The following is a 12,148-nucleotide window of genomic DNA, read 5'->3' as shown; positions in this document are numbered from 1 at the left end:
CGTGAAGGTCGGTGTAGCAAATCTCGTCTTCGAAGCTATCCACTATACACCCGAGCCAGGCTCCACGCCCATACTCCACGGTCACACTTTTCGTGTAGATGCCGAGGTAGAAGGCACGCTAGACGAGCATGGCATGGTAGTAGATTTTAGATTGCTGAGAGATACTCTTCAAACGATTCTTTCCGAGTGGAACATGGCTGTTATACTACCAGCGAGCGGCCACTTTGAGGCACACGGCGTTTTTAATTATCGCGTAAAGAGGATACCCTACAATTCAGCGACAACCGAACACATAGCACTAACCCTAGCAAGAGAACTACACGAAGCTCTCTGTAGGAGACTTGGCGCGGAAAGATGCAGAGAGCTGAAAGTGCGTCTGAGGGTATGGGAGAGCGTGGATAGGTACGCTGAGGTTGAGATAGAAACCAAGTAGGGGCGTTTAGAAGCCGAATAGGCTCTCGAGACCGCCGGCGAGCTCCTCCTCGCTGACGCCCTCTTCCTTCTTTTCCTCCTCTTCCTTCTTCTCTTCCTCCTTCTCCTCGGTAGCAGCTGGCGCAGCCGCAGCCGGAGCAGCCACTTGCACCTCGATGCCTAGCTCCTTTGCCTTGTCGCCTAGGGCGGCGACGACTGCTAGTGCCTTCGCAACTGCCGTCCTTAGTACGAACTCTGCCGTCTCTGGTGTCACGTAACCAGCTTCGGCTGCCACAGCGAATGCGCGCCTTACTGCAACCGGTATCGCTAGCTTCATCACCTCGGGCTCTGGGTATGCTATCTCTACACCCACCCACAGCGCATGTCTTACAGCCTCCTCGACGCGCTGTCTATACTCGTCAATGTTGATGTAGAGGTGCTCTGCTGGGATAACCACACCATCCTCATAGGCCATCTTGAGCTTTAGGTATATCTCTACAGGCTCTATGCCAAGCTTCTGGAGGAGCGACGCGAGCTCCTCGCTTATCACGTCACCTGGCTTGGCTACAACAGTATCCTTTGCAATCCAGATGGTGCCTTCCTGCACACGTATCGGGATACGGAGCTTGCTAAACACGCTCATGATTGGACCTGGCTGGAGACCCGTGTTGCCAGCTGGCACGACTATCTCAGTGGGCGCCTTCATACCCGGCTTTGCTGGCGCCCTTGCCCTCTCCTTGTCTAGTATCATTGCGAGTTCGAACGGGTTTATGTTAGCGAAGATGAATATGTTGTTGCCAGTCAGATAAGGCTCAAACTTGCTGGCATCTATACCCGCCCTTTCGAGAGCGAGCTTGAACAACTTGTTCTTAGCAACACGCAGCTTTATCTTGTCCTCGCCATACTTCTCGCGTAGCTTCTTACGTATACGGTGCAACTGCGCCGCTGGTATACCCGTCAGGTCCGCGATCGCGATAACCTTGTAGCTCTTTATCAGCCTGGTTAGTTCTTCAACCTCCTTCTTCTTCCACTCTGGTATCGGCCTAGTCCTCTTGAACGCTATGCGAAGCGCCACTGGCGCCCACCCCGCCGCCTCACCGTAGCCGGACCTCTATAGGCGGTCCCATCGTGGTCTTCACGATAATCTTCGCGATGTTGTAGGTCGGGTTCTTCAGCTTACCCTCCAGCACTTGCAACACACGCATCGCATTCTCCGCAAGCTCCTCGGGACTCATGTCCTCCGTGCCAATCCTAACCATTACCTGTGGCTGGTCCCTGGTCCTCACCATCACAGCACTTCTATACCTGTTGACAAACGCCTCCACGTTAACGTTCGGCGGCATCGGCACTGGTATCTTACCCCTTGGACCAAGAGCCGGACCAAGTATCCTACCAGCCAGGCCCATAAGATCGGTCTTGACGAGCACCCAGTCGCACGTCTGTGCTATCTTCTTCGCCATCTTCCTGTCAATACCTTGTAGCTCCTCACGAGTTATTACACGGTCGGCGACCTCACGTGCTTTGACAGCCATATCACCATCTGCAACCACACATATCGTTACGTGCTTCTTTGGCGGATGTGGAAGGAATACTATCTCCCTTATACGGCCCTCCGGGGTCCTAGGGTCAACGTCCCTAAGCACAACTATCAGTTCAACACTCTGCTTGAACTTACGTTCCGGCGAGTACGCTATCGCCTTCCTTATTGCATCCACGAGGTTCTCCTTAGGCACGAACGACACTCTTCTCCACCTCGCGCGCTACGCGCCCCCCAAGCCCGGTTAGGCTTTGCGCCACTCCTCCTCGTACTTTGCCAACACGGCATCGTAAAGACCCTGCTCTACCTCCTTCACCACCTGCTTCGGATCCTTACCGTCAACGAGCAGTCCGATACACCTCGCAGTACCTAGTATAGTCTTGACTGCCGCCTTTAGCGTCTTAGCCGTCAACTGCGGCTTCTTCATTATGGCTATCTCGACTATCTTCTCGAATGGTATATCGCCTATCTTGTGGTGTGCCGGGTCACCAGACGGCTCCTTGGCACCAGCTGCTCTCAAGAGTAGCGCAGTTGTGGTCGGAATGCCAACCTCTATCTCATACTCCTTAGTGTCAAGGTCAACGATGATCTTAACCGGTACTGTCATACCCTCGAACTTCTTGGTCGCCTCGTTTATCTTCTGCACAACCTCGGCTACGTTCAACCCTAGTGGCGCGATAGCAGGCGCTATTGGCGGCCCAGGCTTGACCCTACCACCCTCAACAGTGAAAGTGAGCGTCTTCTTACGCCCCATGGGTCTCCTCCCTCACCGGGCGCACCATGTCCGGCGAGACTATTATCCTTAGGTTATAACTTGCGTCTAGCAGCGTGAGTTCTATCTGACCCTTCTCTAGGTCAGCGCGCTCAACCCTACCACGGAATCCACGGAACGGACCAGAGATTATCTCTACTACGTCACCCTCCTTGATGCGTATGGCAACCTCCTCTTTCATCACCTTGGCTATCTCCTCGGGTGGTATGTAGCCCGGAGCTACACTCCTGGCATACCTTATACCACGTATAGCCTCACTAACGATGAACGCCGCTGGCGCCTCGACAAGCACTATACCTTTCACTTTAGGCGGGACTATTATCGAACGGATGTCAAGATTGTTCTCTCTAGCCCTACTCTCAATTAACAACGCTACGTCTATCTCTCGCCCAGCGATGGTCCTCACAGCATAGAACCTCACAGGTCGTTGCGGGCCGCGCTCCTTGGTCTCCTCCGTCACACCTTTCACCCTACAAGCACAAACCTGGCTGCCAGGTGAATAGCATAACCAACCGCGCCTATAGCAAGTATCGCGAGCAGCACAATACGGAAGGTTAGTAGGAATTCGTCACGCCTAGGTCTCCTCGTCCTGAGTATTATCTGCCGCCATGTCTCTAGGGTCTCGCGCACTTTCTCTATCATTGCCCGCGCCCAGACTGGTGCCCTAAACCCCGCTAGGATAACAGCTTGGCGACAAGCTTCTCTGGCTCCATGGGCTCCAAGTCTTCATACCGTTGACCCACGCCAAGGAACAGTATTGGCTTCTTGATAGCATCCACAACGCTTATCGCTGTACCACCCTTGGCATCCGCATCAAACTTTGTAAGGACTACAAAGTCGACACCCACCGCCTCGTCAAAGAACTTCGCTTGCTCCACAGCATCATTCCCGGTTAAAGCGTCAACCACAAGCACCTTGTAGTCTGGCTTGGCTACACGTACAATCTTCCTAAGCTCCTCCATGAGGTCGATATCGGTATGCATGCGCCCTGCAGTGTCAACTAGGACCACACAATAGCCCCTACTCTTGGCCATCTGTATCGCATCGTAAGCTACCGAGGCAGGATCGGCACCGTAACGCCCACCTACGAAAACCGCACCTACACGTTCAGCGTGAAGCCTCAGCTGCTCCTGCGCACCTGCACGGAATGTATCAGCTGCTGCTATGACTGGTGTGAGCCCTGCTTTCTTGAACATGTAGGCGAACTTCGCTATCGTTGTCGTTTTTCCTACGCCATTTACACCCAAGAATACTATGACAAGAGGTTCGCCTCGTCTACACTTCTCCTTGGCCTCGGACACTAGGTCTATATGCCGCCATCCTGTCTTGAGAAGCTCAACGAGAGCCTCATGTACCTTGCCCTCAAGTATCTTGCGCGTATCAGCTCCTCTCGGCACCTGAAGACCCACTAGTCTCTTGCGCAACTCCTCTACCAGCTTCTCGGCGGTCTCAAACGCAACATCACTTTCTATGAGTTCCATGAGAAGATCCTGGAGAAACTCGTCTACATCTTTCTCGCTGATCGTCTTTGTTGTAGCCTTTTCAGCTGCCTTCTGTACTACACGTTCAACTTTCTCTACAAAACCCTGAAGTACCTTGCGAAGCCTCTTGAGTACCATTTGCTCCCCTGGTTCAACCCTGTTGCCTAGCCGCCGGCCTTATCGCCTGCTCTAGCATAGCCCTCAGCTGCTGATAGGCACCCAGAGCGTTCATGAGCTCGCGGCGGTACGCGTCAAGAGTCTTAGCGGTCTCAGCCTGCCTCTGCCTTATTATCTCGAGAGCCTTGTCAATAGGCACCTCTACGAACACATCGAGCCCGGCATGGATGAGCACCTTACTCTTCTCGCCTCCATTTATGCGGGCAAAACCGTACACTACACCGCCTCCATCCAAATCTACTAGTGCCTCGACGTCGCCGTTGCGAAGCTCCTCTAGTGCTTTCTCGCCAGCATAGAGGACTTGCAAACTGGCATTGATACGCTCTATGCTAGTCTGAAGCGCTGCTATGTACTCTTCTAGTGCGGACAGTTGCTGCAGAAGTGTGTTTACGTCTATGCGTTGCTCACTCATTACTCTTTCACCCACTTCTTTAGCTGCGAGAGGAGGATCACATAGCGGTCGGTTGCCTCATCCAGACTAATCTCCTTGACGCTCTCAATCACGATGTTATACCTCTTGACGCGGTGCTTGCTACCCATCTCGGACAGTACCTTCTCTATCGCATGCTCGGGCGTCAACGCTCTAACCTCTTTGCGGAACTTCCACCATGTCGGGAACTTGTCGTGTTTAATGAGCATGCGGCCCTCTACACGGAATATCTTGACCTGCACATCGCCGCTTGTAGCCATTAACTAGTCACCCGGTGCCGCAACGCATAGACCGGACTATTATAACGGCTTCACCTTGGAAGAAGCGCCTGGCTTATCTGCGCAATCTCAGGGCCAGTTGTATCCTCACCGACAAGCACACCATTATCGTTAGCCACTATCCCGGCTTTCACGAAGTAGAGGCCAAAGTTGACCGTCCCGCGGATGAACTCAACGCCGAACACACTCTGGAGGAACTCTATCTCTTCGTCGGAGACCCCGGGGTGCACAAGCCCACCGTAACTATTGGCGACTAGCATTGAACCAACTGACGGTATGTCCGCAAGCCTCTTCATCTCGACACGAGGAACACCAAGCACATCTCGTACGATCTCTAGCACGGTTCTATCAACGAGAGGCGAAACTAGAGCACCATTGTTGTTAGCAGCTATGAGGTTGCCAAGTGCCGTACTACGTATGTTGAGCACCTCTATGCGCACGCTACCACCTATATAACTCTTGAGCTCGTCTATCTCCTCAGGCTTGACTATCCTTGGGAGAAGCAACCCCCTGTCGTTACCCGCAACCATCACTCCATTGATTATCATGTCTGCTATCTTGACCTCTATTATGTCCACTCCGAGAGTATCACGTATCCTCTTCTTGTCGCTCTCGGCTACGCCGGGCGGCACTAGCGCAAATTTGTTGTTGGCGAATATGTAGACCCCTATGTTCGAGTTGCCAAAGATGCTGATTTTCTCAATAGCCCCCTTCTCCTCGGACAAAATCCGTAGCCCCCGGCAGCTTCCCGCGCCTAGGGAAAAACGGTTAGTCCTGCTTCCTAGCCAGGTATACCCTCACTAAGCCAGCCTCCTCGTCCTTAACGACGTATACCTTGACGCGCCTCGGCGGCTTCTCGATGCTAAACTGCCAGATGTACTCGTTAACCTCGTTACTTATCCACACCTTCTCGGGCTCAACGCCGAAGTGGCGAGCCACAAACTGCCTAACTAGTTTTACAGCACGCGCCGCACGGTTAGTCCTCCTACCCCAGTAGACACGCTTAAGGGGGATAACGTAGACCATCTCCTTCTTCTCCTTGGGCACCGCGCTCACCTCACGCCTTTATCCAGTTCCTCCTCCAGTGCCTCCGCTTCGGATGGGTTGTAAATCTACGGTTCGTCTTCACGATAACCCATACTGGCACCGGGCTGTTACTCTTGTACGCCTTGGCAAGCCTCAGCTTCCTAGCAAGAGGCTTGTTCCGCGCCATTATCGTCCCCCGGCACTGCCAGAAAGCACAGACAGCCTTTAAAGCTAGGGGCTCTAGCGCCCATCACTATGCAGAGCCTAAAGAGTATAGGTCGTTATGCTGCTCCCCCTGTTGGGCCGGTAAGGTGATCGTGGTTGACCCGCGTAGACCCGAGTGTCTATAGGCTGAAGTTCTTCAAGGAGCGCGGTTTCCACCGTAAGCAGTGCAAGGTTTGCAACGAGTACTTCTGGACGCTCAGTAGTGAGAGGGAGACGTGCGGCGACGCACCCTGTGAGGAGTATCGATTCTGGGATATACCCAGGAGCGTGCCGGAGCTGACGCTACGCGAGGCTATCGAGAAGTTCTTGCGGTTCTTCGAGAGGCACGGCCACACTATCATACCACCTAGACCTGTTGTTGCGAGATGGAGGGAGGATCTCTACCTCACAATAGCGAGTATAGTTGTGTTTCAGCCTCACGTTACTAGCGGTCTTGTGCCGCCACCCGCGAATCCACTCGTGATAGCACAACCGTGTATACGCCTTGAGGATATAGATCACGTTGGTCTCACTGTTGGTAGGCACCTCACCGGCTTCACTATGGGTGGTCATCACGCGTTTAACTACCCCGATAAGCACGTTTACTGGAAGGACGAGACGGTAGAGTATGCTTTTGAGTTCTTCACTAAAGAGCTGGGGATTCCCGAAGAGGAGATTGTATTCAAGGAGTCGTGGTGGGAGGGTGGCGGCAACGCTGGACCGAGCTTCGAGGTGACTGTAGGCGGTCTGGAGCTTGCCACGCTAGTCTTCATGCAGTACGAGGTTAGGGACGGCAAATATGTAGAGATGCCGTTGAGGGTTGTCGACACTGGCTACGGCCTGGAGAGGATAACGTGGTTTAGCAATAGGCGTGCACCTACAGCCTTCCACGCCATATACCGCGAGCTTGTTCCAGAGTTCTTCAAGGTGATAGGCGTTGATGAGCCCGAAGAGAAACTATTATGGAGCGCTGCGAGGCTGGCTGGCTACCTAGACCCAGAGTCACCCGAGAGCATCAAAGCATACTATGAGAAGATTGCATCCGCGCTCGGCGCTGACGTTGATTGGGTGAAAGCGGAGCTGGAAAAGGCGGCTAGAGTCTATGCTCTCCTAGACCACACGAGAACCATTATGTGGATGCTTGGCGATGGTATAGTACCGTCTAATAGCGGTGAGGGGTACCTAGCCAGGCTAGTTATACGCCGCGCTGTAAGGCTCCTCGCGCTGCTAGGCTCGGATGCGAGTCTCGTAGATCTTGTCGAGCGTCAGCTGAGATACTGGCGCGACCTCTACCCTCAGTATGTGGAGAGGAGCAGTTACATCCTGGAAGTGACCGGGTTAGAGGAGGAGAAGTACCGCAAGATACTCACAAATGCGGAGAAGATCGTGGAGAAGATGTTAGCTAAGAAGCGTAGCCTATCGCTTGACGACCTTATACTGCTGTACGATAGTCACGGCATACCGCCGGATATCGTGGCCGGTGTTGCAGCAAAACGCGGCGTCGCAGTAAGTGTGCCGCACGACTTCTATGCTAAGGTTGCAGAGCGCCACGGTGCTAGGGGAGGCGTAGCCAGGGAGGTAGAGAAGACCAGGCTACCTCGCGAGGTAGTTGAGTGGGCCGATGGGTTCCCGGAGACGCGTCGACTATTCCACGAGGATCCTTACATGAGGCGGTTTGAGGCTATCGTACTGGGCGTGAATGGCAACTATGTTGTTCTTGACGCAACCGCCTTCTATCCAACGGGAGGCGGCCAGTTACACGACACGGGCACGATATACTGTGATGGGCGCGAGTACCACGTTAAGGGTGTTGAGAAGACCGATAAGGGTGTAATCGTGCATATTGTCGAGCCGCCCTTGCCGTCCAACTGTGTAGGCAAGAAGGTCCTCGGCATTATAGACTGGGAGAGAAGATACAGGATGATGAGACACCACACAGCGACTCACATTCTCCTTGCAGCGGCTAGAAGACTACTAGGCGACCATGTATGGCAAGCTGGTGCGGAGAAGACCCCCGAGAAGGGCAGGCTAGACATAACACACTACAAGCCCTTGAGCCGCGAAGAGGTCAAAGAGCTTGAAGAGATGGTTAACCGTGTCATCCGCGAGAGGAGGCCCGTGAAAGCTAGGCTCATGGAGTGGAACGAGGCTGTTGAGAAGTACGGTTATCGTATATTCCAAGGCGGTGTACCGCCTTCGCCTAAACTCAGGATAGTCGAAATCGAGGATTGGGATGTGGAGGCATGCTTCGGCACTCACCTGTCCAACACTGGTGAGGTCGGTGCATTCAAGATAATCAATGTGGAGCGTATCCAAGACGGCGTCGTACGACTAGAATACGTTGCCGGTGACCGTGTAGCCGAGTATGCTTCAAACCTTGAGGATACGATTATGAAGGCTGTCGAAAAGCTGGGTGGGCGTAGCATAGCAGAGTTGAACACTAGACTTGCTAAGCTCGTAGAGGAGCACGAAGAGGCTAAACGCATGCTAGGCGAGTATAGGAGGATGCTAGCCAAGGCGCTGAGCAGCACAGCCGCAGAGAAGAGGCTCGACAGCATAGTCTTAAGGCTGGTTGTAGTGCCGGTGAGCGATGACAAACTTGCAATGGATGTCCTGGAGAAGCTGGAAGAGGGAGACGCTATAGCTATTGTCGCATGGCCATCCAAGAGTGGTTATCGTGTCCAGATAGCCACGCGTAGGAAGGATATCGACCTAAGGCCGGTGGCTAAGGTGCTGAGAGAACTCGGCGGTAAGGGCGGTGGTCGTGGTAGCATTGCATCTGGCATTATACCCGCAGATAACGAGGAGAAGGCTAAAGAGCTTATAGAAAAGCTGGCCGAGAGGCTAGTATCAATGATAAAGAGGTGACCAACACCTCTCCTCGTTTATACTCAGGGTTTTATGTGCGCGAGTGGCTCGAGCACCGTACCTGCCGGTACTCTAGCACCAGCGTAGATGACTGCACCTGCGCGTGTCTCTGGCGTAAATGGCGCGATTATACCGAGTTTTTCCGCGGCCTCACGCTCGTACAATACTTTAGTGACGACGAACGGCTCTACTTTTGCCGCCTCGCCAACAATGCTACCCGTTAGATACGTGTGCGAGGAGAGAGTTGCACCACGCTGGAGACTAGTAACGTATACCTCGCTATACGCGTCTACTCGCGCATTCTCTTCTAACACTGAGTACTGTCTTACAGTTGCATGCAACCCTACGAAGGCGTCTTTACAAATCATAGCCGGGCCCTTGATAACCGCATAGTGATCTATCCGTGCACGCTCCTCGATTACAACAGGTCCTTCTATTACAGCCGTGGGGCTTATCTCGGCATTAGCTGCTATCCGTGCCTCACGCAGCTCCTGAAGGACAAGCATGTTATACAGTAGTATGTCGTATGGTGTCTCGAGACGTATCCAGGGCTCGCTCCAGTAGACTACATTGGCTTCATGGAGCGCATTGAGAACCTCGATCCAGCTTCTTGCTCTGTTTAGCGCGTCTAGTAGTTTCTCTCTTTTCCCTGCCACTACACCAGCAAACGCCTCACTACCAACACCAGCCTCAACTAACGTTGAGCCCCTTGTGGCTACGCGTACACCTCTTTCAGCATAGGGCTTAGTCGCTAGCACGACAACATCACTGGTAGCTGCGATATACGATTCCAGAGCATCTTCAAATGCTCGCTTAGGATTTGTGAAGCCACTCAACCCGTCAACCAGCAGGACAATACCTGCCTGCTCAGCATCATGTATAGCCTTACGAGCCTCTACGAGATCGTCAACAAAGACGATGTTACTAGCTACTTGTCCTGCCGCCTCCTTTAAGTGTTCACGTAGAGGTCTACACGCCACTCTAACATCGAGGGGGTTGCCACTGCTCACTATGCTGGCAGAGTTCGCCCCACGCGAGTTTACAACGACTATTATAACATCCCTCTTGTCATACATCTTTATCACCTTACAGTCTACTCCACGGTAACTGTCTTTGCGAGGTTCCTCGGCTTGTCTGGGTCATAGCCCAACATCACCGCCATGTGATACGCTAGCAACTGGAGCGGCGGCATAATAGCATAGGGTGCGAGCGTCTCATCATATGACCCTACTAGCACCTTGTAATCTGCTGGCGCATCCTCGTAACTATCGACACCAACTACTATCACTTTGGCACCACGCGCTTTCATCTCCTCCATGTTAGAGTAGAGTTTCTTCTCAACACCAGGTGTACCCACGAATATAACCGGGAACCCCTCCTCAACAAGAGCTATTGGCCCGTGCTTACTCTCGCCTGCAGGGTAGGCCTCGGCATGCACATATGATATTTCTTTTATCTTTAAGGCCGCTTCTCTAGCCAGGTGTGCACCCAGTAGCCTTCCAAGCACGAACATGCTTTGTGCCTTGGATAGTATAACGGCTAGTGCCTTAATGTGAGGATTCAGTCTCTCGGCACTGCGCGCTGCTTCGCGTGCCGAGCTAAGCTTCTCAACAATAGACTCGAAATCGCTCTTATCTATAACACCGAGTTTGCATGCCACACGTGCCGCTAGAAGCTGTAAAGTCAACACTTGAGTAAGGAAGGTCTTTGTCGCGGCAACACCGATTTCCGGGCCAGCACGCGTATAGAGTGTGACGTCTGCTAGCCTTGATAACGTGCTTCCAATGACGTTCGTGACAGCTATTATCTTGACACCCCGCTTCTTGGCCTCACGCACCGCTTGCAACGTGTCTGTTGTCTCACCGCTCTGACTAACAGCTATGAGAACGTCTTCATGACTCACCGCAGCCATGTACTCGGGGTGCTCTGAGGCAATGAAATCAATGGGTACAATTCCTGCCATCCCAGTAATGTAATGCTTGAAGACTAGAGTGGCGTGATAGCTTGTGCCCGCGCCAGTCACGAAAACTCTACGCGCGTTCACAAGTAGCTCGGCAGCCTCCTCCAGTGCAGGATCCTCGATTAAACCTATCAGCGTCTCGTAGAGCGCCCTGGGCTGCTCGAATATCTCCTTTAACATGTAGTGCGGGTATCCACCTTTGCTCGCTTCCTCAATACTCCACGTTACTATCTTTGCACGCCGCCTCCAGTCTACCGGCTCTCCCCTCCTATCATAGAGGCTCAGGTGACCAGGCTCTACATACCCATACTCGTCATCCTCTATTGGCACCACTAGCCTCGAAATGTGCAATAGTGATGGTATATCACTCGACACTGCAGAAATGCAATCCCCTACAGCCGCGTACAATGGGCTTTCTCTTCGCGCAAAGTACACCCGGTTAGGTGTACCAGAATACAACACAGCTAGCGCAAAGCTACCCTCAAGAACCTCTAGTAGCTTGCGCATAGCTTCCAGCATGCCTAGGCCTTCGCGCAGAAACTCCTCAAGAAGATGCGCGACCACCTCAGTGTCGGTCTCACTGCGAAACCGGTGCCCATGCTCAGATAGAACTTGTTTAAGCATTGCATAGTTCTTGATTATCCCGTTATGCACGACTGCTATGTATCCTCTACAATCCACATGAGGGTGTGCATTAGTGTCAGAAGGTGGTCCGTGCGTAGCCCAACGCGTGTGACCTAGACACGTTAAACTATACTTTTCTCGGAGCGAGAACCTTTCGATAACCTCGTCGACCTTACCCTTAGCCTTGTAGACCTTCACGTCACAAGATGAATTGCTACACATGATTAGCGCCACTCCTGCACTATCATACCCACGATACTCGAGCCTCTTGAGACCCTCGAGCAGCAGGGGTACTGCATTTCTTTGTTGACACTGTGGCGAGACCGTGACGCCTATGATTCCACACACGGTTTTCCTCTCCCCGGCGGGCCCGTGATGGG

15 protein-coding genes are annotated in these 12,148 nt (G+C 53.0%); 2 read left to right on the top strand and 13 right to left on the bottom strand.

Features of this window, described 5'->3' with window-relative positions; genetic code table 11:
- Position 1 precedes the first annotated feature (1 nt).
- Positions 2-433 (top strand): 6-pyruvoyl trahydropterin synthase family protein, encoded by a 432-nt coding sequence (locus PYRFU_RS04935; protein WP_014026536.1) that lies wholly within the window; start codon positions 2-4, stop codon positions 431-433.
- 6 nt (positions 434-439) lie between these two features.
- Here PYRFU_RS04935 and PYRFU_RS04930 read toward each other — a convergent pair whose 3' ends face one another.
- Genes PYRFU_RS04930 through PYRFU_RS04880 form a run of 11 tightly spaced genes read right to left on the bottom strand, consistent with a single transcriptional unit; the run spans position 440 to position 6,299 of the window.
- On the bottom strand, positions 440-1,486 hold the full coding sequence (locus tag PYRFU_RS04930; RefSeq protein ID WP_014026535.1) for a 50S ribosomal protein L10: 1,047 nt from the start codon (positions 1,484-1,486) through the stop codon (positions 440-442).
- A gap of 19 nt (positions 1,487-1,505) precedes the next feature.
- Positions 1,506-2,153 (bottom strand): 50S ribosomal protein L1, encoded by a 648-nt coding sequence (locus tag PYRFU_RS04925; protein WP_014026534.1) that lies wholly within the window; start codon positions 2,151-2,153, stop codon positions 1,506-1,508.
- Positions 2,154-2,192: 39 nt separating this feature from the next.
- A complete protein-coding gene (locus PYRFU_RS04920; RefSeq protein ID WP_014026533.1) occupies positions 2,193-2,702 on the bottom strand; it encodes a 50S ribosomal protein L11 in 510 nt (169 codons plus the stop codon).
- The gene (locus PYRFU_RS04915; protein ID WP_244403824.1) at positions 2,692-3,180 is read right to left on the bottom strand and encodes a transcription elongation factor Spt5; all 489 of its coding nucleotides are present in this window, start codon (positions 3,178-3,180) and stop codon (positions 2,692-2,694) included. Before PYRFU_RS04915 ends, PYRFU_RS04920 begins: the two co-directional genes overlap by 11 nt.
- A gap of 5 nt (positions 3,181-3,185) precedes the next feature.
- Positions 3,186-3,362, bottom strand: coding sequence for a protein translocase SEC61 complex subunit gamma (locus PYRFU_RS04910; RefSeq protein WP_014026531.1), 177 nt, complete (start codon positions 3,360-3,362; stop codon positions 3,186-3,188).
- A gap of 32 nt (positions 3,363-3,394) precedes the next feature.
- Positions 3,395-4,339 (bottom strand): signal recognition particle-docking protein FtsY, encoded by a 945-nt coding sequence (gene ftsY, locus PYRFU_RS04905; protein ID WP_014026530.1) that lies wholly within the window; start codon positions 4,337-4,339, stop codon positions 3,395-3,397.
- 13 nt (positions 4,340-4,352) lie between these two features.
- Positions 4,353-4,790 carry a prefoldin subunit alpha gene (gene pfdA, locus PYRFU_RS04900; protein ID WP_014026529.1) on the bottom strand — a complete coding sequence of 146 codons (438 nt, stop codon included), beginning with the start codon at positions 4,788-4,790 and terminating at the stop codon, positions 4,353-4,355.
- Entirely contained in the window at positions 4,790-5,068 is a 279-nt protein-coding gene (gene rpl18a, locus PYRFU_RS04895; RefSeq protein WP_014026528.1) for a 50S ribosomal protein L18Ae, read from the bottom strand. Before rpl18a ends, pfdA begins: the two co-directional genes overlap by 1 nt.
- Before the next feature lie 50 nt (positions 5,069-5,118).
- On the bottom strand, positions 5,119-5,811 hold the full coding sequence (locus tag PYRFU_RS04890; protein ID WP_014026527.1) for a translation initiation factor IF-6: 693 nt from the start codon (positions 5,809-5,811) through the stop codon (positions 5,119-5,121).
- Positions 5,812-5,854: 43 nt separating this feature from the next.
- Positions 5,855-6,133: a 50S ribosomal protein L31e gene (locus PYRFU_RS04885; protein WP_014026526.1), complete on the bottom strand. Its 279-nt coding sequence runs from the start codon at positions 6,131-6,133 to the stop codon at positions 5,855-5,857.
- A gap of 10 nt (positions 6,134-6,143) precedes the next feature.
- Positions 6,144-6,299 carry a 50S ribosomal protein L39e gene (locus PYRFU_RS04880; protein WP_014026525.1) on the bottom strand — a complete coding sequence of 52 codons (156 nt, stop codon included), beginning with the start codon at positions 6,297-6,299 and terminating at the stop codon, positions 6,144-6,146.
- Between the two features lie 134 nt (positions 6,300-6,433).
- On the opposite strand from PYRFU_RS04880, the gene alaS reads away from it, so the two are divergent.
- Positions 6,434-9,184 carry an alanine--tRNA ligase gene (gene alaS / locus PYRFU_RS04875; protein WP_014026524.1) on the top strand — a complete coding sequence of 917 codons (2,751 nt, stop codon included), beginning with the start codon at positions 6,434-6,436 and terminating at the stop codon, positions 9,182-9,184.
- A gap of 23 nt (positions 9,185-9,207) precedes the next feature.
- Here alaS and PYRFU_RS09945 read toward each other — a convergent pair whose 3' ends face one another.
- Complete coding sequence (locus PYRFU_RS09945; protein WP_014026523.1) at positions 9,208-10,260, bottom strand: LbetaH domain-containing protein; 1,053 nt, start codon at positions 10,258-10,260, stop codon at positions 9,208-9,210.
- Between the two features lie 17 nt (positions 10,261-10,277).
- Positions 10,278-12,116, bottom strand: coding sequence for a glutamine--fructose-6-phosphate transaminase (isomerizing) (gene glmS, locus PYRFU_RS04865; RefSeq protein WP_014026522.1), 1,839 nt, complete (start codon positions 12,114-12,116; stop codon positions 10,278-10,280).
- Positions 12,117-12,148 lie beyond the last annotated feature (32 nt).

It is taken from the genome of Pyrolobus fumarii 1A, from assembly GCF_000223395.1.
Classification (GTDB): Archaea; Thermoproteota; Thermoprotei_A; order Sulfolobales; family Pyrodictiaceae; genus Pyrolobus; species Pyrolobus fumarii.
This window is presented reverse-complemented; position numbering and strand designations above follow the sequence as displayed.

Bases quoted from the DNA above. Each gene is read 5' to 3' on its own strand.
- PYRFU_RS04910 (WP_014026531.1), bottom strand. From the start codon at position 3,362: ATGATAGAGAAAGTGCGCGAGACCCTAGAGACATGGCGGCAGATAATA.
- PYRFU_RS09945 (WP_014026523.1), bottom strand. From the start codon at position 10,260: ATGTATGACAAGAGGGATGTTATAATAGTCGTTGTAAACTCGCGTGGG.
- rpl18a (WP_014026528.1), bottom strand. From the start codon at position 5,068: ATGGCTACAAGCGGCGATGTGCAGGTCAAGATATTCCGTGTAGAGGGC.
- PYRFU_RS04920 (WP_014026533.1), bottom strand. From the start codon at position 2,702: ATGGGGCGTAAGAAGACGCTCACTTTCACTGTTGAGGGTGGTAGGGTC.
- PYRFU_RS04880 (WP_014026525.1), bottom strand. From the start codon at position 6,299: ATGGCGCGGAACAAGCCTCTTGCTAGGAAGCTGAGGCTTGCCAAGGCG.
- ftsY (WP_014026530.1), bottom strand. From the start codon at position 4,339: ATGGTACTCAAGAGGCTTCGCAAGGTACTTCAGGGTTTTGTAGAGAAA.
- pfdA (WP_014026529.1), bottom strand. From the start codon at position 4,790: ATGAGTGAGCAACGCATAGACGTAAACACACTTCTGCAGCAACTGTCC.